Source organism: Streptomyces sp. NPDC007205, assembly GCF_040634095.1.
Classification (GTDB): domain Bacteria; phylum Actinomycetota; class Actinomycetes; order Streptomycetales; family Streptomycetaceae; genus Streptomyces.
Genome location: NZ_JBEYEW010000018.1, coordinates 53,605 through 76,622 on the forward strand (window position 1 = coordinate 53,605; position 23,018 = coordinate 76,622).

At 72.0% G+C, this 23,018-nt stretch carries 20 protein-coding genes; 8 read left to right on the forward strand and 12 right to left on the reverse strand.

The annotated features are described in order from the left end of the window. Window positions 1-302 precede the first annotated feature (302 nt). From ABZ624_RS26820 to ABZ624_RS26865, 10 genes are read right to left on the reverse strand one after another with little or no spacing between them, the layout of a single operon-like run. Window positions 303-1,820, reverse strand: a complete 1,518-nt coding sequence (locus ABZ624_RS26820; protein ID WP_360093950.1) for an NADH-quinone oxidoreductase subunit N — start codon at window positions 1,818-1,820, stop codon at window positions 303-305. Continuing rightward, window positions 1,817-3,391 (reverse strand): NADH-quinone oxidoreductase subunit M, encoded by a 1,575-nt coding sequence (locus ABZ624_RS26825; RefSeq protein ID WP_360093953.1) that lies wholly within the window; start codon window positions 3,389-3,391, stop codon window positions 1,817-1,819. Before ABZ624_RS26825 ends, ABZ624_RS26820 begins: the two co-directional genes overlap by 4 nt. Window positions 3,392-3,397: 6 nt before the next feature. Then, entirely contained in the window at window positions 3,398-5,392 is a 1,995-nt protein-coding gene (locus ABZ624_RS26830) for an NADH-quinone oxidoreductase subunit L (protein WP_360093956.1), read from the reverse strand. Next, entirely contained in the window at window positions 5,389-5,763 is a 375-nt protein-coding gene (nuoK, locus tag ABZ624_RS26835; protein ID WP_360093959.1) for an NADH-quinone oxidoreductase subunit NuoK, read from the reverse strand. Before nuoK ends, ABZ624_RS26830 begins: the two co-directional genes overlap by 4 nt. Next, a complete protein-coding gene (locus ABZ624_RS26840) occupies window positions 5,763-6,380 on the reverse strand; it encodes an NADH-quinone oxidoreductase subunit J (RefSeq protein ID WP_360093962.1) in 618 nt (205 codons plus the stop codon). Before ABZ624_RS26840 ends, nuoK begins: the two co-directional genes overlap by 1 nt. Further along, complete coding sequence (locus tag ABZ624_RS26845; RefSeq protein ID WP_360093965.1) at window positions 6,377-6,928, reverse strand: NADH-quinone oxidoreductase subunit I; 552 nt, start codon at window positions 6,926-6,928, stop codon at window positions 6,377-6,379. Before ABZ624_RS26845 ends, ABZ624_RS26840 begins: the two co-directional genes overlap by 4 nt. 2 nt (window positions 6,929-6,930) lie before the next feature. Beyond that, a complete protein-coding gene (locus ABZ624_RS26850; protein WP_360093968.1) occupies window positions 6,931-7,899 on the reverse strand; it encodes a complex I subunit 1 family protein in 969 nt (322 codons plus the stop codon). Next, on the reverse strand, window positions 7,896-9,752 hold the full coding sequence (locus ABZ624_RS26855) for an NADH-quinone oxidoreductase subunit C (protein ID WP_360093971.1): 1,857 nt from the start codon (window positions 9,750-9,752) through the stop codon (window positions 7,896-7,898). The genes ABZ624_RS26850 and ABZ624_RS26855 overlap by 4 nt, the downstream gene beginning before the upstream one ends. After that, a complete protein-coding gene (locus tag ABZ624_RS26860) occupies window positions 9,749-10,354 on the reverse strand; it encodes an NADH-quinone oxidoreductase subunit B family protein (protein WP_360093974.1) in 606 nt (201 codons plus the stop codon). Before ABZ624_RS26860 ends, ABZ624_RS26855 begins: the two co-directional genes overlap by 4 nt. Continuing rightward, entirely contained in the window at window positions 10,345-10,764 is a 420-nt protein-coding gene (locus ABZ624_RS26865; RefSeq protein WP_360093977.1) for an NADH-quinone oxidoreductase subunit A, read from the reverse strand. Before ABZ624_RS26865 ends, ABZ624_RS26860 begins: the two co-directional genes overlap by 10 nt. Before the next feature lie 268 nt (window positions 10,765-11,032). Between ABZ624_RS26865 and ABZ624_RS26870 the strand changes: the two genes are divergently transcribed. The 5 genes from ABZ624_RS26870 to ABZ624_RS26890 all read left to right on the forward strand — a co-directional run bounded on the left by ABZ624_RS26870 (window position 11,033) and on the right by ABZ624_RS26890 (window position 18,170). Then, entirely contained in the window at window positions 11,033-12,217 is a 1,185-nt protein-coding gene (locus tag ABZ624_RS26870) for a sensor domain-containing protein (RefSeq protein ID WP_360093980.1), read from the forward strand. Window positions 12,218-12,511: 294 nt separating this feature from the next. Then, the gene (locus ABZ624_RS26875; protein WP_360093983.1) at window positions 12,512-13,849 is read left to right on the forward strand and encodes a sensor domain-containing protein; all 1,338 of its coding nucleotides are present in this window, start codon (window positions 12,512-12,514) and stop codon (window positions 13,847-13,849) included. A gap of 364 nt (window positions 13,850-14,213) precedes the next feature. Then, window positions 14,214-14,903, forward strand: coding sequence for a response regulator transcription factor (locus ABZ624_RS26880; RefSeq protein ID WP_360093986.1), 690 nt, complete (start codon window positions 14,214-14,216; stop codon window positions 14,901-14,903). Window positions 14,904-15,187: 284 nt separating this feature from the next. Next, window positions 15,188-17,116, forward strand: a complete 1,929-nt coding sequence (locus ABZ624_RS26885; RefSeq protein ID WP_360093989.1) for a 2-oxoacid:acceptor oxidoreductase subunit alpha — start codon at window positions 15,188-15,190, stop codon at window positions 17,114-17,116. Beyond that, on the forward strand, window positions 17,109-18,170 hold the full coding sequence (locus ABZ624_RS26890) for a 2-oxoacid:ferredoxin oxidoreductase subunit beta (RefSeq protein ID WP_360093992.1): 1,062 nt from the start codon (window positions 17,109-17,111) through the stop codon (window positions 18,168-18,170). The genes ABZ624_RS26885 and ABZ624_RS26890 overlap by 8 nt, the downstream gene beginning before the upstream one ends. 15 nt (window positions 18,171-18,185) lie before the next feature. On the opposite strand, the gene ABZ624_RS26895 is transcribed toward ABZ624_RS26890, so the two are convergent. Then, window positions 18,186-18,563 (reverse strand): helix-turn-helix domain-containing protein, encoded by a 378-nt coding sequence (locus tag ABZ624_RS26895; RefSeq protein ID WP_360094228.1) that lies wholly within the window; start codon window positions 18,561-18,563, stop codon window positions 18,186-18,188. Window positions 18,564-18,699: 136 nt separating this feature from the next. Between ABZ624_RS26895 and ABZ624_RS26900 the strand changes: the two genes are divergently transcribed. The 3 genes from ABZ624_RS26900 (at window position 18,700) to ABZ624_RS26910 (ending at window position 21,183) form a co-directional block, all read left to right on the forward strand. After that, window positions 18,700-19,554, forward strand: a complete 855-nt coding sequence (locus ABZ624_RS26900; protein WP_360093995.1) for an SDR family oxidoreductase — start codon at window positions 18,700-18,702, stop codon at window positions 19,552-19,554. A gap of 113 nt (window positions 19,555-19,667) precedes the next feature. Beyond that, window positions 19,668-20,618 carry an EamA family transporter RarD gene (gene rarD / locus ABZ624_RS26905; RefSeq protein WP_360093998.1) on the forward strand — a complete coding sequence of 317 codons (951 nt, stop codon included), beginning with the start codon at window positions 19,668-19,670 and terminating at the stop codon, window positions 20,616-20,618. Between the two features lie 85 nt (window positions 20,619-20,703). After that, window positions 20,704-21,183, forward strand: coding sequence for a VOC family protein (locus ABZ624_RS26910; protein ID WP_360094001.1), 480 nt, complete (start codon window positions 20,704-20,706; stop codon window positions 21,181-21,183). Between the two features lie 195 nt (window positions 21,184-21,378). Here the strand turns inward: ABZ624_RS26910 and ABZ624_RS26915 are convergent, their stop codons facing one another. Next, window positions 21,379-22,857 (reverse strand): tetratricopeptide repeat protein, encoded by a 1,479-nt coding sequence (locus ABZ624_RS26915; RefSeq protein WP_360094004.1) that lies wholly within the window; start codon window positions 22,855-22,857, stop codon window positions 21,379-21,381. Window positions 22,858-23,018: the final 161 nt, after the last annotated feature.

Sequence of the window (23,018 nt, forward strand, 5' to 3'; positions counted from 1 at the left end):
GTCGGGGCCGGGACCGGCGACCGGTCGGGGGAAGCCGTGTCATCTCCCACAGGGGCGAACGTTGCCCGCCGGGCGTACTGCGAGCTGGTGGTGCGGCGCGGACCGGCAACAGCCCCTCGCCCAGCGGTGTCAGACCGGAGCGGTCCTCCTCGCCCGGGACCAGGCAGATCACGCCCAGCGCGGAACGTGCGGCGGCGGTGAGCGCCGACAGCTCCTGCCCCTCGTACACGGGCTCCCAGGGGATGCCGGACGTTGCTCCACGCGCGCGTGGGGGCGCAGACGGGCGCTCGGGTGACGGCTTCTCAGAAGAGGGCGCCGGCCGCGAAGCGGAGGACCAGCTGGGGTGCTCCGGAAAGGGCGACGCCGAGTACGCCGGTGAGGGTGAGGGCGGCCGTGAGGGGGGCCGGGACGAGGTGCCGGGCGGGTTCGCCCTCGGGGGCGCGGAACAGCAGGGCCGTCCACTGCAGGTAGTAGAAGAGGGCGATCACCACGTTGACGGCCATGAGGACGGCGAGCCAGCCGAGGCCCGCGTCGACGGCCGCCGAGAACACGGTGACCTTTGCGAACAGCCCGATGACGCCCGGCGGCAGCCCGGCCAGGCACAGCAGGAAGAACGCCAGGAGGAGGGCCGTCAGCGGATTGGTGGCGTACAGGCCGCGGTAGTCGCTGATCCGGTTCAGGGCCCGGCTACGGCCCACCAGGGCGGCCACTGCGAACGCGCCGAGGTTCACGGCGGCGTACATCAGTGCGTAGGCCACCGTGGAGCCGATCGCCTTCTGCGGATCCTTGGCGTAGCCGGCGGCGGCGATCGGCACCAGCAGGTATCCGGCCTGGCCGACGGAGGACCAGGCGAGCAGCCGTACGGCGCTGTACGCGCGCGTGGCCTGCTGGCGCAGGGCGCCGACGTTGCCGACGGTCATGGTGAGGCCGGCCAGCACGGCGAGCGCGGGGCCCCAGATGTCGGCGTACGACGGGAACGCGATGACGGTGACGAGGATCAGGCCGGAGAAGCCGACCGCCTTGCCGACGACCGACAGGTAGGCGGCGACGGGCAGCGGCGCGCCGACATAGGTGTCGGGCACCCAGAAGTGGAACGGGACGGCAGCCGTCTTGAAGGCGAAGCCGATCAGGGTGAGGACGACACCTGTCTGGGCGAGCGTGTGCAGTTGTCCGCCGACGTGCGGCAGGCGCTGGGCGACCTGGGTGAGGTAGAGGGTGCCCGTGGAGGCGTAGACGAAGCTGATGCCCATCAGACTGACCGCGGTGGCCGTCACCGAGGACAGGAAGAACTTCAGGGCGGCTTCGGAGGACCGCTTGTCGCCGTGCCGGATGCCGACGAGGGCGAAGGCGGGCAGGGAGGCGACCTCCAGGGCGACGATCAGGGTGGCCAGGTCGCGGGAGGCGGGCAGCAGGGCTGCGCCGGCCGCGGAGGACAGCAGCAGGAACCAGAACTCGCCCGGCGGGACGCGCCGCTGGTCGTCCCTGAGGTTCGTGACCGACAGCAGCGCAGCGAGCAGGGCGCCGCCGAGCACGAGGAACTGGATGACGAGCGTGAAGTGGTCGGCGGTGTAGCTGCACGCGCGCGTGGGGCCGTTCAGGCAGAAGGTGCTGCGGTCGCCGTCCAGGAGGGGCAGCAGCATCAGCGCGGCCACGGCCAGCCCGGCGACCGAGACCCAGCCGAGGACGGCCTTGCGGGCCTCGGGCAGGAACAGGTCGGCGACCAGGACGGCGAGTCCCACCGCGGCGGCGATGACCGGCGGGGCGACGGCGAGCCAGTCGACGGACTGGACCAGCGACTCGGCGAGGGGCTGGGCGCTCATCGGGTGCCTCCTGCGAGGAGCTGGTGCACGGCCGGGTCGGTGAGACCGAGCAGCGCCCTCGGCCACAGTCCGGCGACGACGGTGAGGGCGACGAGCGGGGTCCAGGCGGCGAACTCGTAGCCGTGGACGTCGGCGAGCTTCGGGACCTCCGTCTCCACGCCGCCCATGCAGACGCGGCGGACCACGATCAGCATGTATGCGGCGGTCAGCAGGGTGCCGAACGCGCCGATCGCCATGAACGTGAGGAACGCCGGCCGGCTGAGGCCGGCGGCGGGCCTGAACGCGCCGAACAGGGCCAGCATCTCGCCCCAGAACCCGGCGAGGCCGGGCAGGCCGAGCGAGGCGACGGCGCCGAAGGCGAGCAGGCCGCCGAGCCGCGGGGCCTTGCCGTACAGCGCGGCGCCGCTCTCCTCGGCCAGGGCGTCGAGGTCGGTCGTGCCCGTACGGTCCTTCAGCCCGCCGACCAGGAAGAAGAGCAGGCCGGTGATGAGGCCGTGGGCGATGTTGGCGAAGAGGGCGCCGTTCACGCCGGTCGGGGTCATGGTGGCGATGCCCAGCAGGACGAAGCCCATGTGGCCGACGGACGAGTAGGCGATCAGCCGCTTGAGATCGCCCTTGGCGCCCCGCTTGGCCAGGGCCAGGCAGGCCAGGGACCCGTAGATGATCCCGACGACGGCGAACGCGGCGAGGTACGGCGCGAAGGTGTGGAAGCCATGGGGAGCGATCGGCAACAGGATCCGCACGAACCCGTACGTACCCATCTTCAGCAGGACACCGGCCAGCAGGACCGAGCCGACGGTCGGCGCGGCGGTGTGGGCATCGGGCAGCCAGCTGTGCAACGGCCACATCGGCGTCTTGACCGCGAGCCCGATCCCGATCGCCAGTACGGCGATGACCTGCACGGATGCGGTCAGTGACCGGCCGTTGTCAGTGGCGAGTGCCACCATGTCGAACGTGCCCGCCTTGATTCCGATCAGGAGCAGGCCGAGCAGCATGACGACGGAGCCGAGCAGCGTGAACAGGATGAACTTCCACGCGGCCCGGGCCCGGCCCTCGCCGCCCCAGCGGGCGATGAGGAAGTACATCGGGATGAGCACCATCTCGAACGCGAGGAAGAACAGCAGCAGATCGAGGACGGCGAAGGTCGCGAGGGTGCCGGACTCGAGCAGGAGCAGCAGCGCGACGAACGCCTTCGGGGACGGGCCCTTGGGCGGGTTGAAGTAGGAGTACAGCGCGCACAGGAAGGTCAGCAGCGCGGTCAGGACGACAAGGGGGAGGGAGATGCCGTCGATGCCGAGGTGGATCCGCACGTCGAGCGCGGGGATCCAGCTGATGTCGGTCGTGGCCTGCATCTTCGACGCATGGTCGTGGTCGAAGCCGAGCGCGAGGACGATCGCGGCGATGAGGATCACGCCGGTCACGGTCACGCCGTGGCGCAGCACGGCCTGCTCGGGTGACTTCCCCTTCAGTCCGGGCGGGGCCGGGAGGAGGGCGGCGACGGCGCCGAGGAGCGGGCCGACGACGACGAACGCCAGAAGGAACTGCATCACGGACTCATTGATATCGATCACGCCTGCTCACGCTCCCGTGGCGACGAGGACGACGGCGACCGCCAGGACGACGGTGCCGGCGAGCAGCGCGCTCACATAGGTCTGCACATTGCCGGTCTGCGCCCGCCGTACGGCGGCCCCGAGCCACCCGGGCAGGGCGGCGGCGCCGCGTACGTAGGTGTCGACGACCTCGCGGTCGAGGAACCGGACGAGGCTCGCTCCGGCCTGGACCGGGCGGACGAACAGCGCCGTGTACACGGCGTCCAGGTGGAAGCCGGCGGCTGCGGGCCGGTGCAGCGGGCCGAGCAGCAGCCGGCCGGGGTCCGCCGGGTCGGGGGCGTGAGCGATGTCGCCGTAGGCCGGCTCGTGGGTGGCGATGGCCTCGGCCTCGACCAGTCCGGCGTCGCCCTCGGGGTGGGCGGCGACCGCGCCCAGCGGGAAGCGGGCGGTGAGTTGCGTGGTGCGCTGCCAGGCGCCGTAGGTGAGCAGCCCGCCGACCAGGGCGAGGCCCGTGCCGAGGATGGAGGTGAGCAGGGTCGGGGTCAGGTCACGGCCGTCGAACCAGCCGGGCAGCGAGCGGTAGGCGAGCCCGCCGAAGGCCAGCGACGGCGCGGCGAGCACCCAGAGCACCACGGTCATCGTCAGCGGCTGGCGGCCGTGGTCGGGGGCCTCGGCGCCCCGGCCACGGAAGGCCAGCAGCCACAGCCGGGTCGCGTAGGCGGCGGTCAGCAGGGCGGTGAGCAGACCGGCGACGAGGACGATCCAGCCGGCGGTGACGGGCGCGTGCCCGGTGCTCCCGGTGGCGACGTGCTCGGCGGCGCCGAGGACCGACTCCTTGGAGAAGAAGCCGCTGAACGGCGGGATCGCGGCGAGCGCGAGCAGGGCCACGGTCATCGTCCAGTAGGCGTCCGGGACCCGGTCGCGCAGGCCGTGCATGCGGGACATGGCGGCCAGCGAGTTGGTGCCGGCGGCGTGGATGATCACGCCGGCGGCGAGGAAGAGCAGCGCCTTGAAGGCGCCGTGGGACAGGAGGTGGAAGACGGCGGCACCGCGGTCGCCGACGGCGAGGGCGCCGGTCATATAGCCGAGCTGGCCGATCGTCGAGTACGCGAGGACCCGCTTGATGTCGTCCTGGGCGAGCGCGGCGAGACCCGAGCCGGTCATGGTCACGGCGGCCATGACGGCCAGCACGATCATCGCGGCCTGGGAGGCCTCGAACACCGGAAGGAGACGGGCGATGAAGTAGACACCGGCGGCGACCATCGTCGCGGCGTGGATGAGCGCCGAGACGGGCGTGGGTCCCGCCATCGCGTCCGGCAACCAGGTGTGCAGCGGGAACTGCGCCGACTTGCCCGCGACACCCGCGAGGAGCAGCAGGGCGATGAGGGTCGGGTGGTGCAGGTTGCCGCTCGCGACGGCGCCGAGGACGCGGGTGATGCGGAAGGAGCCGGCGTCGGTGGCAAGCGCGAACAGGCCGATCAGGAACGGCACGTCGCCGAGCTTGGTGACCAGGAAGGCCTTCAGGGAGGCGGCGCGGGCCTCCGGGGTCTCCCAGTAGTGGCCGACCAGGAAGTAGGAGCAGATGCCCATGACTTCCCAGCCGACCAGCAGCACGATCAGGTCGCCGGAGTAGACGACCAGGAGCATCGCGGAGGTGAACAGGGAGACCAGAGCGGCGTACGAGGGGTAGCGCGGGTCGTCGCGCAGATAGCCCGTCGAGTAGATCTGCACGCAGGCGGCGACGAACGCGACCAGGATCGCGACGAGCGCGGCGAAGCCGTCGATGTGCAGCGCCAGCTCGATGGGGACCGAACCGGTGGGCGTCAGCCCGGTGTGGGCGTCGATGGCCCGGTCACCGCCCTGACGCACGGCGACCAGTGCGGCCAGCACGAGCGAGGCCAGCGGCGGCAGGACGGCCAGCGGGCGGACGAACCCGGGCGCGGTGCGGCCGAGCAGCAGTCCGGTCGCGGCGCCGAGGAACGGCAGGAGGGGGACGAGTACGGCGAGGGTGGTCGTGGTCACGCGGTGGCCTCAGCCTTCTCGGCCGCCGAGGAGCCCGGTCCCTCGGTGCCGGGGCCCTCGGCGGTGTCGCGGAGCTTGTCGATGTCGGAGGTGCCGCGGTTCCGGTAGACGGCGAGCACGATCGCCAGGCCGATGCCGATCTCGGCGGCGGCGATGGCGATGGTGAACAGGGTCAGCGCCTGGCCGGAGTGCAGGGTCTCCTTCGCGGCCCGGCTGAGCCAGACGTCGAAGGCGACCAGGTTGAGGTTGACGGCGTTGAGCATCAGCTCGACCGACATCAGGACCAGGATGGCGTTGCGGCGGGCGAGGACGCCGTACAGGCCGGTGCAGAAGAGGAGGGCGGAGAGTACGGCCGGGTAGGCGAGGTGCATCAGCGGGCGCCTTCCTTCTCGCCGGTGGTGTCCGCGGTGGCCGCGGGGGTGGCGTCCGCCTTCGCCTTGCGGGACAGGACGATCGCGCCGACCAGGGCCGCGAGGAGCAGCACGGACAGGGCCTCGAAGGGCAGCACCCAGGTCCGGAACAGGCTCTCGCCGGTGACCCGGGTGGTGCCGGCGGCCGGGCCGTCCAGGTCGATCCAGGTGGTGCGGAAGGCGTCGACGACCACCCACACCAGGGCGACGGCGGCGGCGACCGCGACGGCCAGGGCGGCCCAGCGGTTGCCGGAGTCGGCGTCCGGTGAGCGGCCGATGGGCGCCTTGGTGAGCATCAGCCCGAACAGGAGGAGGACGACGACGGAACCGACGTAGATCAGGACCTGTACCCAGGCGATGAACTCGGCCGTGAGCAGCAGGTACTCCACGGCGAGGCCGCCGAGGGCGACCACCAGCCACAGGGCGGCGTGCACCAGCTGGCGGGTGGTGACGGTGACGAGCGCGGCGCCGAAGGTGACCAGGCCGACGAGGAGGAAGGCGATCTCGACGCCGGTCGGGGACAGGAAGCCGTGGGTGCCGGAGGCGGTCACCGTGGCGGTGGCTGCGGCGAGGCTCATGAGTCGCCCTCCCCCGGCTCGGCCTGCGCGGCCGCCAGCTTCTCGGCGGTCTTGCGGGCGGCGGCGATCTCCTTGGGCTCCTCGGCCGCGGGGTCGAGGGCGGGCGGGGCCGGGACGGTCCACATCCACTCGCGGAGCTTGTCCCGCTCGTGGGTGAGGTCCCGGATGTCGGTCTCGGCGTACTCGAACTCCGGGGACCAGAACAGCGCGTCGAAAGGACAGACCTCGATGCAGATACCGCAGTACATGCACAGGGAGAAGTCGATGGCGAACCGGTCGAGGACGTTGCGGCTGCGCTCGCGGCCACCGGGGGCGGCCGGCGGGACCGTCTCCTTGTGGGAGTCGATGTAGATGCACCAGTCCGGGCACTCGCGGGCGCAGAGCATGCAGACCGTGCAGTTCTCCTCGAACAGGCCGATCACGCCGCGGGTGCGGGGCGGCAGTTCGGGCAGGGCGTCCGGGTACTGCTCGGTGACCGTCTTCCGGGTCATCGTGCGGAGGGTGACGGCCAGGCCCTTGGCGAGGCCACTGCCAGGAATGGGGGCCATGGTTAGCTGATCACCACCTTGACGATGCCGGTGAGGGCGATCTGGGCGAGGGAGAGGGGGACGAGGAGGGTCCAGGAGAGCTTCTGGAGCTGGTCCTCGCGCAGCCGCGGGTAGGTCACGCGGAGCCAGATGACGAGGAAGGCGAGGATCGCGGTCTTCAGCAGGGTCCACAGCCAGCCCAGGCCGTCGTGGCCCCAGGGGCCGTGCCAGCCGCCCAGGAACAGGACGGTGGTCAGGCCGCACAGGACGACGATCCCGGCGTACTCGGCGAGGAGGAAGAGGGCGAACCGCAGTCCGGTGTACTCGGTGTACGCGCCGAAGATGATCTCGGAGTCGGCGACGGGCATGTCGAACGGCGGGCGCTGCAGTTCGGCGAGGCCGGCGACGAAGAAGACGACCGCGCCGACGATCTGCCAGGGCACCCACCACCAGTGGAAGCCGTGCAGGATGCCGGGCAGCGAGACAGTGCCCGCCGCCATGGCGACCGAGGCCGCGGCGAGCAGCATGGGGAGTTCGTAGGCGAGCAGCTGGGCGGCCGTGCGCAGGCCGCCGAGCAGGGAGAACTTGTTCGCGCTGGCCCAGCCGGCCATGAGCGAGCCGAGCACGCCGATGCCCATCACCGCGAGTACGAAGAACACGCCCGCGTCGATGACCTGGCCGACCGCGCCCTCGCTCGGACCGATCGGGATGGCGAGCAGGACGAGGAGGTACGGCAGCAGGGCGACGGCGGGGGCGAGCTGGAAGACGCGGCGGTCGGCGCCGGCCGGGACCACGTCCTCCTTCTGCGCGAACTTCACGCCGTCTGCGATGAGCTGGGCCCAGCCGTGGAAGCCGCCCGCGTACATCGGGCCGAGCCGGCCCTGCATGTGGGCCATCACCTTGTGTTCGGTCTGGCCGATGATCAGCGGGAAGGTGAGGAAGACGACGAACACGACGAGGAGTCGCAGGGCGACGTCCAGCGCGCCGTTCACTGCGGGCCTCCTGTGCGGTGGGGATCGTCGGGTGTGTCTGGGGTGTCTGGGGTGACGGGTTTGCGGTTGTCGGAGGTGCCGGCGGCGGTGGGGGCGGCACGGTCGTCGCGGGTGGCGGGGTCGTCACCCGCGACGGGCCGTCCGGGTCGGCGCGGGGCGGGGCCGGGTTCCGCAGGGGTCGGCTCCGGTTCCGCGGGGATCGGCTCCGTGTCGACGGCGGCCGGCTCCGGTTCCGCGGGGGCACGCTCGGCCTCCGCATGCGTCCGCTCGCGCGCCGTAGGGGTCAGCTCCGGTTCCGCGGGGGCATGCGCGGCCTCCGCAGGGGTGGGCTCGGGCTCGGCAGAGGGGCGCTGAGGCTCCGCAGATGTCCGCTCCGGCTCCGCAGGGGTCCGGTTGGCTCCCTCGGTGGTGGTCCGCTCGGGCTCGCCAGGAGGTTGCTCGGCTTCCGCGGGAGCCGTCTCGGCCTCCCCAGGCGTCCGCTCCGACTCCGTCGGTTCGTCGAAGGCCGGCCGGGCGTGGTGCCAAGGGGCGTCCGAGCTGCGCGGGGCCTTGCTCCTGCGGGCGGGGCGAGCCGCGCTGTCCGGTGCAGTCGCCCTCCCCGAAGGCGGAGCCGCCGGCTCACCCGAAACCGGACCCGTCGGCTCACCAGAAGTCGCTGCCGCCGACTCACCCGAAACCGCACCCGCCAGCTCATCCGAAACCGGTGCCACCGGCTCCCCGGAAGCCGGTGCAGCCACCTCACCCGAAACGGGGCCCGCCACCTCACCCGAAACCGGTGCTGCCGACTCGCCCGAAACCGGTGCCGTCGGCTCCGGTGTTCCGGGCCGCTGTGAGGCCGAGCCCTCCGAGGCGCTGCGGGCGCGGCGCGGGCGGGCCGGCGCGGGGCCGGGCTCGTGGGCCACGGACGCCTCGGCCGCCGGGCCTTCGGCAGTCGCTGCGCGGGGCGCGTCGCCCTCGGCGGCTGCCTGCTTCTGCTCGGCCGCGTCCTTCGGCGCGGGCGCCCCGGTCTGGCTCACCGAGCCTTCGCTCGCACTGCGCATCCGCCGTGGCCCGGCACCAGCAGCCCCAATGGCATCAGAGGCACCAGCACCGGCACCGGCACCGGCACCGGCACCAGCAGGAGTCTCTCCCTGTTGGCTCGCGGAGCCCTCCGCCGTCGTGCGGGTGCGTCGTACCGGACGGTCTCCCGCCGCGCGGGCCGGACGCTCGGCCGCCGCGCGCCCCGCCGCCGCCGCACGGGCCGGGCGGGCCGGCGCAGGGGGAAGCTGGCCCTTCAGCGGGCCCCATTCATTCGGGTCCGGCACGCCGGGGGGCAGCATCTGGCGGCGCTTCGGGGCGCCGCCCGCGGCGGAGCCGTGAGCCGCAGCGGATTCGCCCGGCTCCTTCGCGCCCGGCCACGCCTTGGCGACGCGGGCGGCGAGGACGAAGTCCTTGCGGAGCGGGTGGCCCTCGAAGTTCTCGGGGAGGAGAAGGTGTTCCAGCGACGGATGGCCCTCGAAGCGGACGCCGAACATCTCATGGGTCTCGCGCTCGTGCCATGCGGCTCCCGCGTAGACGCCGACGGCGGACGGCAGCGTCGGCGCCTCGTGCGGGACGGTCGTGCGGACGAGGAGACGGCGGACCGGGGCGAGGGCGACGACGTGGGCCGAGACACGGAAGCCCGTGCCCGGTTCGTCGACCGCGCTCAGCCAGTCGAAGTAGGTGCAGCCCAGGGTCGTACGGGCTGTCTCCAGGGCGGTGAGCCAGGAGGACGGCGGGACGTCGACCGTCAGGACCTCGTACGACTCCTCGGCCACCGCCTCGGCGCCGAAGAGGCCCTCGACCGGGGCGGGCAGCCAGCCGACGGTGTTCATCGGGCGTCCCCCTCGGCCGCGGTGGGCGCCGGGGGCTGCACCAGGCCGCTGGTCAGGGCGGCCGCGGACGGCTGGGCGGAACCGGTGCCGTACCGCTCCCCCAGCGACTCGCGGGCGATCTTCTCCTGCAGCTTGAGGATGCCCTGGAGCAGCGCCTCGGGGCGCGGCGGGCAGCCGGGGACGTACACGTCCACCGGGATGATCTGGTCGACGCCCTTCGTCACCGAGTACGAGTCCCAGTAGGGGCCGCCGCAGTTGGAGCAGGCGCCGAAGGAGATGACGTACTTCGGCTCGGGCATCTGCTCGTACAGGCGCTTCACGGCCGGGGCCATCTTGTCCGTGACCGTGCCCGACACGACCATCAGGTCGGCCTGGCGGGGCCCCGGTGCGAACGGGATCACGCCGAGGCGGATGAAGTCATGGCGGGCCATCGACGCGGCGATGAACTCGATCGCGCAGCAGGCGAGGCCGAAGTTGAAGACCCAGAGGGAGTAGCGGCGGCCCCAGTTGAGGACCACCTTCATCGGCTCGGGGGCCAGGCGGGCCAGGGCGCCGAGCCTCCTGGGCTCCGGCAGGTAAACAGGATCCGGGGTCACGTCCATGCCAGGACGCCCTTCTTGTATGCGTACAGCAGGCCCACGGCGAGGAAGCCGAGGAAGACGAACATCTCCACCAGGGTCGTCGCGCCGTAACCGGGGGCGGCGAAGACCGTGGCCCAGGGGAACAGGAAGATCGAGTCGACCGCGAAGATCACGTACAGGAAGGCGTAGACGTAGTAGCGGACCTGGGTGTGGGCCCAGCCCTCGCCGACGGGGTCGACGCCGCACTCGTAGGTCAGCAGTTTCTCCGGAGTCGGCACGACCGGGCGCAGCAGGCGGCCGGCGCCGAAGGCGACCGCGACGAACAGCACGCCGACGAGCCCGAGCAGTCCGACCACCGAGTAGGACCGGAAATAGCCGACCGCGATGACGTTCGCCGCGGCGACCGTCGAGTCCCCCAACGTCTCCCGCACCGTCCGACCTCGCTCCCTGACCTCGTGACCTTGGTGAATCGATGAACTCGCGAGTCGGTGGACTCGTGAGTCTGTGAGTTGGTGAACTCTGTGATGCAACGTGATTCGACGATCTGTACGCACCGGAGTCTAGGCCCTGTTAAAGGGCGGGTAAGCAGCCCGTCACGGTGTGAGACAGGTGAGGTGTGCGGGGTGGGGATTTCCCCCGGCGGCGGAGGGCGGCGTACCGCATGGCGCGGGGGGCTCCGTGCACGGCAGGCTGACCGGCATGACCGCTACCAGCTCCGCCGACGGCCGGGTGGCCGACGGCACCGACCGGCTGCCGCCGATCCGGCCGGCGTACGACACGCACACGTGGAAGGAGGTCCTGCATCTCCTGCTGAACCTGCCGGTGGCGGTGTTCGGCTTCGTCTACGCGATCACCGCGCTGTCCGTCGGCGGGTCCCTGACGATCACCGTCGTCGGCCTTCCGCTGCTGGCGCTGAGTCTGCTGGGCGCCCGGCAGCTGGGAAAGTTCGAGCGGGCCCGCGCCCGGTGGCTGCTCGGGGTGCGGGTGGAGGAGCCGACACCGATGCCGCTCGCCCGCACCGGCGCGCTGACGCAGCGACTGTGGATGGCGTTGAAGGACCCGGTGGGCTGGCGGACGCTGCTCTACGACGCGATCCGGCTGCCGTGGGGCATCCTCACCTTCTGCACCGTGCTGACCTCGCTGTTCGTGCTGTGGCCGGTGCTTCCGTACGTGGCGCGGGGGCTGGCGAACGTGGACCGTTTCATGGTGCGCGGACTGCTGTCGCCGTCGGACGAGCTGGAACGCCGTATCGCCGAGCTGGAGTCGGACCGCGGGGTCGTGGTCGACACGGCCGCCGCCGACCTGCGGCGCATCGAGCGTGACCTGCACGACGGCGCCCAGGCCCGGCTGGTCAACCTGGCCATGGGGCTCGGGCTGGCCAAGGAGAAGCTGCTGGAGGATCCCGACTCGGCGGCGGCGATGGTGGAGGAGGCGCACGGCGAGGTGAAGCTGGCCCTCCAGGAGCTGCGCGACCTCGCCCGCGGCATCCATCCGGCCGTGCTCACGGACCGGGGCCTGGACGCGGCCCTGTCCTCGGTCGCCACGCGCTGCACGGTGCCGGTGAAGGTGACCGTGGAGCTGCCGGACCGTCCGGCGCCTGCCATCGAGGGCATCGCCTACTTCACCGTCTCCGAGCTGCTGCAGAACATCAGCAAGCACAGCGGGGCCCGGTCCGCGTCGGTGGACGTGTGGCGCACGGAGGACCGGCTGCTCATCCAGGTCCGGGACGACGGCCGTGGCGGCGCCCGGCTGGAGGGCGGCACCGGGATGCGGGGTCTCGCGGAACGGCTGGGCGCGGTGGACGGCCTGTTCGTCCTCGACTCCCCGCCCGGCGGGCCGACGGTGATCACGGCAGAGCTGCCCTGGCGGGGCCGCGCGGAGTAGCCGACGGCTACGGCTCCCGTCCGAGTGCAGCGGCTCCCCCAGGGGCGCGGGGAACCGGGCGAGCAGCCACGACGTACGTACAGCCTGTCGACGACAGAGCCCCCACACCCCCGGCGCACCCCCGGCGCCCCCCCCCTCGGCGAACCCCTCCCAACGGCCGCACCGCCGGAAGCCGGGGTGGGGAAAACCCCCGCCCCAAGACGCCGACGGACTCCATGGCCCGGCGCCCCCTCGGCGCACGACTCTGGAGACACGGCGGAACCGCCGCAGGACGAAGAGAACAGGACGGAATCGATGGCCACGGAGTACGGACACGGCTACGGGCGGGAGGACGGACACCCCGCCGGAACCGGCTTCCGCCTGCCCGCCGCGCTACGGGCGCCGTTCGAGGCGCGCAGCCGGCGTGAGCTCGGCTACGTCCTGCTGAGCCTGCCCCTTTCCATCGTGTTGTTCACCTGGACGGTCACCATGGCATCGCTCGGCGCGGGCCTGCTGGTGACCTTCCTCGGCATCCCGGTGCTCGCGGCGGCACTCGCCGGCTGCCGCGGCTTCGGCGCGCTGGAGCGGGCACGGGCGCGCGGGCTGCTGCGGCTGGACGTGGCCGAGCCGGAGCCGCTGCGGATGCGCAGGCCCGGGGCGCTGGCGTGGATGGGCGCGGTGCTCAAGAGCGGCACCTCCTGGCGGAACCTGCTGTACGCGCTGGTGCAGTTCCCCTGGGCGGTGTTCTCGTTCTCGGTGGCGGTGAGCCTGTGGACGGCCGGCTGGTCGCTGCTGACCTACCCGCTGTGGTTCTGGGTCTTCCCGATGTACGGCGGCCAGGGCGGGCTGCAGCTGTACGGCGACGAACACCACAGGGTCTATCTCGACAACCCGTTCGAGATCACCGTGACCGCGCTGGTCGGCCTGCTGTTCACGCTGGCCACGCCGTGGATCGTACGAGCCCTGACGACGGTGGACGGGCTGCTGGTGCGGGGGCTGCTCGGTCCGTCGCCGCTGTCGGCGCGGGTGGTGGAGCTGGAGTCGGACCGCGGGGTCGTGGTCGACGCGGCCGCCGCCGACCTGCGGCGCATCGAGCGTGACCTGCACGACGGCGCCCAGGCCCGGCTGGTCAACCTGGCCATGGACCTGGGGCTGGCCAAGGAGAAGCTCCAGGAGGATCCGCAGGCGGCGGCGCGGATGGTGAACGACGCGCACGGCGAGGTGAAGACGGCACTGCAGGAGCTGCGCGATCTCGCCCGCGGCATCCATCCGGCCGTGCTGACCGACCGTGGTCTGGACGCCGCGCTGTCCTCGGTCGCCTCCCGCTGCCCGGTGCCGGTACGGGTCGAGGTCGATCTGCCGGCCCGCCCGGCGCCTGCCATCGAGGGCATCGCCTACTTCACCGTCTCCGAGCTGCTGCAGAACATCAGCAAGCACAGCGGGGCCCGGTCCGCGTCGGTGGACGTGTGGCGCACGGAGGACCGGCTGATGCTGCAGGTGACCGACGACGGGGTGGGCGGCGTGGACGTCTCCCGCGGCTCGGGCCTGGCCGGCCTCGCCGGACGGCTGGACGCGGTGGACGGCGTCCTCGTGGTCGACTCCCCGGCAGGCGGCCCGACCCGGGTGATCGCGGAACTGCCCTGGCGGCCCTGACCCGGATCGCCGTCGTACACCCGCGAAGGCACGCGGGGTGCGCTCACACGGGCTGCCGGCCGTCTGCCGGAGGAGGGGCCGACGGCGAAGGCGGTGCCAGTCCGCCGGCCCACCCGAGGTCGCCGGCCGGCCGGTCCGGGAGTGTCGCGGCAGGCCCCCGCCTGGGCCACCGGCCCGGCGGCCCCTGTGCGCCCCTCCCCCACCCGGCCGGCACAACGCATGCAAAGGATCCCGAACCCACCGCGCCCGGACGCCCTCCACCCCCCGGAGGGCGCCGTTGTGCCGGTGGGGCGGGCGGCGCGGACCGAATGCTGGAATGCTGGGGTCTCCGTACGGACGGCGTCGTAGAGGAGCGGGCAGGGGCATGGGGGGCCGGGAGATCGTGGAGGACAGGGTGCGGGTGGTCATCGCCGAGGATTCAGTGCTGCTCAGGGAGGGCCTGACCCGGTTGCTGACCGACCGCGGGCACGATGTCGTGGCCGGCGTCGGGGACGCGGAGGCGCTGCTGAAGACCGTCGCCGACCTGGAGGCCCAGGGCACACTGCCCGACGTGGTCGTGGCGGACGTACGGATGCCGCCGACGCACACCGACGAGGGCGTACGGGCGGCCGTACGGCTGCGGAAGACGCATCCGGGGCTCGGGGTGCTGGTGCTGTCGCAGTACGTGGAGGAGCGCTACGCCACCGAGCTGCTGGCCGGTTCCAGCCGGGGCGTGGGCTATCTGCTCAAGGACCGGGTCGCCGAGGTGCGCGAGTTCGTGGACGCGGTGGTGCGGGTGGCCGGGGGCGGTACGGCGCTGGACCCGGAGGTGGTGGCGCAGTTGCTCGGCCGCAGCCGCAAGCAGGACGTGCTGGCGGGGCTGACCCCGCGCGAGCGCGAGGTGCTCGGGCTGATGGCCGAGGGGCGTACGAACTCGGCCATCGCCAAGCAGCTGGTGGTCAGCGACGGGGCCGTGGAGAAGCACGTCAGCAACATCTTCCTGAAGCTCGGGCTGACCCCGAGCGACGGGGACCACCGGCGCGTTCTGGCCGTCCTGACGTACCTGAACTCCTGAGGACCGGACCTCCGGAGCGGCTCCCGAGTCCTCGTCGGGCGGGTACCCGGTCGGTGAGGACTCAGGAGACAACCGAGGCACGCTCGGGAACTTCTTGATCGGAGCTCCGGCGGCGCGGGTCATCATGCGGGAGAGTGAGTAGCAGCGCCAACAGGCCGTCTCGAAACGCCGTCCAATCTTCGGATGGCCTCGGGAAGGCGACCCTAACCGACGTAGGGTTGATCCTGGGATGGTCCGTGGGACGACCACCCGACGGACAGCCGCCTCGAAGGAGGTCCAGTTCAGTGACCAGCCAGGTCAGCAGCCCAGCGGAGCACACCGACGGAACCGTCGTGGGAGAGCAGCGCAAACCGGGCGGAGCGAAGGACGTGCGGCGCCTGGACCGGGTGATCATCCGGTTCGCGGGGGACTCGGGTGACGGTATGCAGCTCACCGGTGACCGCTTCACCTCGGAGACCGCGTCCTTCGGCAACGACCTCTCCACCCTCCCCAACTTCCCTGCCGAGATCCGCGCCCCCGCCGGCACCCTGCCCGGCGTCTCCAGCTTCCAGCTGCACTTCGCCGACCACGACATCCTCACCCCCGGGGACGCGCCGAACGTGCTCGTGGCGATGAACCCGGCCGCGCTGAAGGCGAACGTCGGCGATCTGCCCCGCGGCGCCGAGATCATCGTCAACACGGACGAGTTCACCAAGCGTGCCCTGCAGAAGGTCGGCTACGACACCGACCCGCTCCAGGACGGCTCGCTGGACGGCTACAACCTCCACCCGGTGCCGCTGACCACCCTCACGGTGGAGGCGCTCAAGGAGTTCGCCCTCTCCCGCAAGGAGGCCGAGCGCAGCAAGAACATGTTCGCGCTGGGTCTGCTGTCCTGGATGTACCACCGGCCCACCGAGGGCACCGAGAAGTTCCTGAAGTCGAAGTTCGCCAAGAAGCCGGACATCGCGGAGGCGAACATCGCCGCGTTCCGGGCGGGCTGGAACTTCGGCGAGACGACGGAGGACTTCGCGGTCTCCTACGAGGTCGCCCCGGCCGCCAAGGCCTTCCCGGTCGGCACCTACCGCAACATCTCCGGCAACCTCGCCCTGGCCTACGGCCTGGTCACGGCCTCTCAGCAGGCGGACCTGCCGCTGTTCCTCGGTTCGTACCCGATCACGCCGGCCTCGGACATCCTGCACGAGCTGAGCAAGCACAAGAACTTCGGCGTGCGCACCTTCCAGGCCGAGGACGAGATCGCGGGCATCGGCGCGGCGCTGGGTGCGGCCTTCGGCGGTTCCCTCGCGGTCACGACGACGTCCGGTCCCGGTGTCGCGCTGAAGAGCGAGACGATCGCCCTCGCGGTCTCGCTGGAGCTGCCGCTGCTGGTCGTCGACATCCAGCGCGGCGGCCCGTCCACGGGTCTGCCGACCAAGACCGAGCAGGCGGACCTGCTGCAGGCGATGTTCGGCCGCAACGGCGAGGCGCCGGTGCCGGTCGTGGCGCCCCAGACCCCGGCGGACTGCTTCGACGCCGCGCTGGAGGCGGCCCGGATCGCGCTGACGTACCGCACCCCGGTGATGCTGCTGTCCGACGGCTACCTGGCCAACGGCTCCGAGCCATGGCGGATCCCGGACCTGGACGAGCTGCCGGACCTCAGAGTCCAGTTCGCCTCCGGACCGAACCACACCCTTGCCGACGGCACCGAGGTCTTCTGGCCGTACAAGCGGGACCCCAAGACCCTCGCCCGGCCGTGGGCGATCCCGGGCACGCCGGGTCTGGAGCACCGCATCGGCGGCATCGAGAAGCAGGACGGCACGGGCAACATCTCCTACGACCCGGCCAACCACGACTTCATGGTCCGCACCCGGCAGGCCAAGGTCGACGGCATCGAGGTCCCGGACATCGAGGTCGACGACCCGCACGGCGCCAGGACCCTGGTCCTGGGCTGGGGCTCCACCTACGGCCCGATCACGGCGGCGGTACGACGGCTGCGCGCGGCCGGCGAGTCCATCGCGCAGGCACATCTGCGCCACCTCAACCCCTTCCCGCGCAATCTCGGAAAGGTGCTCCAGCAGTACGACAAGGTGGTGGTCCCCGAGATGAACCTCGGGCAGCTCGCCACCCTGATCCGGGCGAAGTACCTGGTCGACGCCCACTCCTACAACCAGGTCAACGGCATGCCGTTCAAGGCGGAACAGCTCGCCACGGCTCTGAAGGAGGCCATCGATGACTGACGCCGGCAACGGACTGCTGCAGCTGGTCCCCAAGGCCGAGGCCAAGCAGTCGATGAAGGACTTCAAGTCGGACCAGGAGGTGCGCTGGTGCCCGGGCTGCGGTGACTACGCGATCCTCGCGGCCGTGCAGGGCTTCATGCCGGAGCTGGGGCTGGCCAAGGAGAACATCGTCTTCGTCTCCGGCATCGGCTGCTCCTCCCGCTTCCCGTACTACATGAACACCTACGGGATGCACTCCATCCACGGCCGTGCCCCGGCGATCGCGACCGGTCTGGCCACGAGCAGGCGGGACCTGTCGGTGTGGGTGGTCACCGGTGACGGCGACGCCCTGTCCATCGGCGGCAACCACCTGATCCACGCCCTGCGCCGCAATGTGAACCTGAAGATCCTGCTGTTCAACAACCGGATCTACGGCCTCACCAAGGGCCAGTACTCGCCGACCTCCGAGCTCGGCAAGATCACCAAGTCGACGCCGATGGGCTCGCTGGACGCGCCGTTCAACCCGGTGTCGCTGGCGATCGGCGCGGAGGCGTCCTTCGTGGCCCGCACCATCGACTCCGACCGCAAGCATCTGACGGAGGTGCTGCGCGCGGCCGCCGACCATCCCGGCACGGCCCTCATCGAGATCTACCAGAACTGCAACATCTTCAACGACGGCGCCTTCGACGCCCTGAAGGACAAGCAGCAGGCCGAGGAGGCCCTGATCCGCCTGGAGCACGGGCAGCCGATCCGCTTCGGGGCCGACGGCGCGCGCGGTGTCGTACGCAACCGGGCCACCGGTGACCTGGAGGTCGTCACCGTGACGGCGGACAACGAGGCGGACATCCTGGTCCACGACGCGCACGCCGCGTCGCCGACCACCGCCTTCGCGCTCTCCCGGCTCGCCGACCCCGACACCCTGCACCACACCCCGATCGGCGTCTTCCGCTCGGTCGAACGGCCCGTCTACGACATGGCGATGGCCGACCAGCTGGACACCGCGATCGAGCAGAAGGGCAAGGGCGACCTGGCCGCGCTGCTGGCCGGCGGGGACACCTGGACGGTCGTCGGCTGACCCTGCTGTTCGCGGTTACGAGTGTGACGAGGCCCGGGACTGGATTTCCCGGGCCTCGTCGTATGCCCGGCGGGCGTCGAGCACGTCGTCCATGCGCCGCTGGGTCCACTGCGCCAGCGCCCGCACCTGCTCCGCCGCCTCGCGGCCGAGCTCGGTCAGGGAGTAGTCGACGCGCGGTGGGATGACGGGCTTGGCGTCCCGGTGGACGAGGCCGTCGCGCTCCAGGGTCTGGAGGGTCTGCGTGAGCATCTTCTCGCTGACGCCACGCCCGCCGATACCGCTGATCGCCCGGCGCAGTTCGCTGAACCGATACGGGCGGTCGAGAAGCTGGATCAGCACCAGCACGCCCCAGCGGCTGGTGACGTGCTCCAGGACCAGACGATGGGGGCACATGGCCTCGCCGCCGCCCTTCCACTCACTTACCGACACGGTAGTACCTTACTTCAAAGTGGGTACTTTCGCTTAGTTAGCGCCCATCCTAGGGTGAGTGTCATACACAGACACACGGCACCCCAAGGAGTTCCCCACCATGAGCATCGTCGTCACCGGAGCCACCGGACACCTCGGCCGGCACGTCGTGGAGCAGCTGCTGGAGAAGGTTCCGGCGGAGCAGATCACCGCCGTCGTACGCGACCAGGCGAAAGCCGCCGATTTCACGGCCCGCGGGGTGAAGCCGGCCGTCGCCGACTACAACGCGCCCGAGACCTTCGACGGCCTGTTCGCCGCCGGTGACAAGGTCCTGCTGATCTCCGGCAACGAGTTCGACAAGGGACGGGTACAGCAGCACCAGGTCGTCATCGACGCCGCGAAGGCGGCCGGTGTGGCGCTGCTCGCGTACACCAGCGCTCCCGGCACCCTCACCGCGGCGCTGGCGGACGACCACCGCGCCACCGAGCAGGCACTGCTCGCCTCCGGCCTGCCGTACACCCTGCTGCGCAACGGCTGGTACCACGAGAACTACACCGAGAACCTGGCCCCGGTGCTGGAGCACGGCGCGGTCGTCCAGGCCGCGGGCGAGGGCCGCGTCTCCTCGGCCGCCCGTGCCGACTACGCCGCCGCCGCGGTCGCGGTGCTGACCGGCGAGGGCCACGAGAACACGACGTACGAGCTGGGCGGCGACGAGGCGTGGAGCTTCGCCGAGTACGCGGCCGAGCTGAGCCGGCAGACCGGCAGGGAGATCGCCTACACCCCGGTCTCCGTCGAGGCCTTCACCGGCATCCTGGCCGGCGCCGGGCTGCCCGGCCCGCTGGCCGCGGTCCTGGCCGGCGTGGACGCCTCGATCGAGAAGGGCGAGCTGGTGGTCTCCTCCGGGGACCTGTCGCGGCTGATCGGCCGTCCCGCCACCCCGCTGGCGGAGGCGGTCACCGCCGCGCTCAAGGGCTGAGCGATCCGGCAGCGCCCCTGCCTGTCATGACCGTATGGGGATACGGCCATGACAGGCAGGGGTGCTCGGCGCTACCTTCGTTCTCGCGTGCCGGATGTGAGAGGGAGGGGCCCGTGACCGGGAAGTCCAGGGGTGAGCACCGGACAGGACTGCTGAACGGCTTCGCGGCCTATGGCATGTGGGGCCTGGTGCCCCTGTTCTGGCCGCTGCTGAAACCCGCCGGGGCGGTGGAGATCCTCGCCCACCGCATGGTGTGGTCCCTGGTCGTCGTCGCCGTCGCCCTGCTCTTCGTACGGCGCTGGGCGTGGGCCGGACAGCTGCTGCGCCAGCCGCGCCGGCTCGGGCTCATCGCCGTGGCCGCCGCCGTCATCACGGTGAACTGGGGCGTCTACATCTGGTCCGTGAACTCCGGCCATGTGGTCGAGGCCTCCCTCGGGTACTTCATCAACCCGCTGGTGACCATCGCGATGGGCGTGCTGCTGCTGAAGGAGCGGCTGCGGCCCGTGCAGTGGGCGGCGGTCGCGACCGGCGTCGCCGCCGTCGTCGTCCTGACGGTCGGCTACGGCCGCCCGCCGTGGATCTCGCTCGTCCTCGCGGTCACCTTCGCCACCTACGGCCTGGTCAAGAAGAAGGTGGCCCTCGGCGGCCTGGAGTCACTGGCCGCCGAGACCGCGATCCAGTTCCTGCCCGCGCTCGGCTATCTGCTGTGGCTCGGCGCGCACGGCGACGCGAGCTTCCTGGACGACGGCGCCGGACACGCCGCCCTGCTCGCCTCCACCGGCGTCGTCACCGCGCTGCCGCTGGTCTGCTTCGGCGCGGCGGCGATCCGCGTGCCCCTGTCCACGCTGGGCCTGCTGCAGTACCTGGCCCCCGTCTTCCAGTTCCTGTGCGGAATCCTCTACTTCCACGAGGCCATGCCGCCCGAGCGCTGGGCCGGATTCGCCCTGGTCTGGCTGGCCCTGATGCTGCTCACGGGCGACGCGCTGCGCTGGGCGCGGAGGCCGAGGGAGCCACTCGGGGTGTCCCGGGTGGACACGCCGGACTCCGCGCCTGTGGATGCGTGAACCGGGGGCATGGGTGTGGCTTCCGTGGGGCTTCGGCTCCCGTGTACGCCGCCGATGTCGGTGCTCCGCGCTATAAGTGGTGAGCATGTCGACTCAGCCGCCCACCGAGGCCCCCGCCCCGCTGCACTGGAAACTCGTGATCGACGCGGCCGACCCGCACGCCCAGGCCGACTTCTGGGCCGCCGCACTGCACTACACGGCCGAGGACAACAGCGCCCTCGTCGAACGGCTGCTGTCCCTCGGCGCGCTGCCCGGGGAGGCCACCGTCGAGTACCACGGCCGCCCCGCCTTCCGTGACCTGATCGCCGTACGGCACCCCGACGACCCGTACGACCCGGAGACCGGCACGGGACTCGGACGGCGACTGCTGTTCCAGCGCGTACCGGAACCGAAGACCGTCAAGAACCGGCTCCACATCGACCTGCACGCCGCCGCCGGCCTGCGCGCGCACGAGGTGGCACGCCTGCGGGCGCTGGGCGCCCAGGTGCTGCGCGAGGTGAAGGAGCCCGCCGGCGAATGGGTGCAGATGACGGACCCGGAGGGCAACGAGTTCTGCGTGCAGTAGCGCTGCCGCCGGGACCGGTCCGGCCTGGCCGGCTGTCGGGCCCGGGGACGGGCGCCCCGCCTGGACGCTCATCCGGTACGGGCGGGGCGCCCCGCCTGGACGGGCGTCACGGCCGGGCTGACGTCAGGCCTGGAGGCTGCGTCATGTCCGGGCCGACGGCAGGGGCCAGGGACGGGCGTCCGGATCGGGCAGTCGTCAGGCCTGGGCCGCGCGGGCCGCCCGGTCGGTGAGGCGCACCATGCGGGCGCGGGCGGACTCCAGCGGGCGCGGGTCGTCGGCGGCGGGACCCGGCTCGGTGCTGAGCTCCGCCCACAGGTCGATCAGGTCCCGGCCCAGCCGCAGCCCCTCCTCCGGGTCGCGCACCGCACGCCAGGCGGTCGCCGCGCTCTGCACGTTGCCGTAGGCGGCCTCCGCGTCCCGCGCCTGCCGGCGCAGCCGGGCGAGGTCCAGGGACAGCTGGAAGGCACGGACCGGATCACCCGCCAAGTAGGCGATGTAGGCCGACAGTTCACGCAGGTGCAGCACCTCGGCATGGCGGGGGCCCAGCACGGCGGACGCCTCCGCGACCGTACGGTCGGCGAGTTCCGCCGCCGCCTCGATACGGCCGTCCCGGACGGCCTCGTTGATCCGCGTCATCGGCTCGGTGAGCAACTCGGCCCCCTCCGCGGTCTCGGTCACGGGCTCGTCCCTGAGCACCTCCTCGGCGACAGCGTCGAAGCCCCGGGCGGGGGTGTGGGTCGGCGCGGGTTCGGAGACGGAGGCCGTGAGAGCAGAGGCCATGGAGGCCAAGGCCGCGGAGGCGGAGGCCGGGGCCGCAGGGGCGGGGGCCGTTGCGGTCGGAGCCGTGGGGCCGGAGGACACGGAAGCCGGGGCCGCAGGGGCGGGGGCCGTTGCGGTCGGGGCCGGGGCGACGGAGGACACGGAAGCCGGGGCCGCAGGGGCGGGGGCCGTTGCGGTCGGGGCCGGGGCGACGGAGGACACGGAAGCCAGGGCCGCAGGGGCGGGGGCCGTTGCGGTCGGGGCCGGGGCGACGTAGGCCGCGGGCGTGGGCTCGGGATCGGGCTCCGAGGCGTCGGCGACGGGCACCGGCACTTCCCTGACGGGCATGACCGGTGCGGGACCGAACTGTCCCGTCGGCGCCTGCGCCGTGCCGGCCGGCACGGGGTCCGGCTGGGGCACGCCGGGCACGTCCCGCGGGCCGTCCACCACAGCCACGCCCGCCGGTGACGCCACGTCGGCCGAGCGCGGCCCACTCTGCGCGACAACGGCCGCCGGTGACGCCCCGTCCGCCGGGCGCGGCCCACTCTGCGCGACAACGGCCGCCGGTGACGCCCCGTCCGCCGGGCGCGGCCCGCCCGACCCGCCTGGCCCGCTCGGCGCAGCCACCCGTACCGCCCGTCCCGTGACCCGGCTGGAGCCGTCCGCCGAGACCTCCAGGGGAACCACGCAGCCCGCGCGGTCGTCGTGGATGGTGGCGCGTATCGGGGCGCCGAGGCTGATGGCCAGGCGCTGGAGGTGGTTGAGGACGGTCTGCTGGATCTCCTCGCCCGGCGCCGCCACCACCGACGTCCCACCCACCGACGCGCTTGCCGCGCCGAACACCCGCACGGCCACCACCGCCGGATGCGCCGCGGGCTGCTGCACCCGCTTCTTCTCGAAGCTGAGTCGGGCCATCGGTTTTTCCCTCACTCCCCCGGCGTCGCGATCCGGTCGTACGCGTCCTGTCGACCAGTGTGTCGGTTTCCCTCGAATTCCGCGTCACCGCAGCGTCACAGCCTCGCACCAGCCGCGCCCTGGACCTAACTGCTTGCGTATGCATAAAATGCACATGCTTC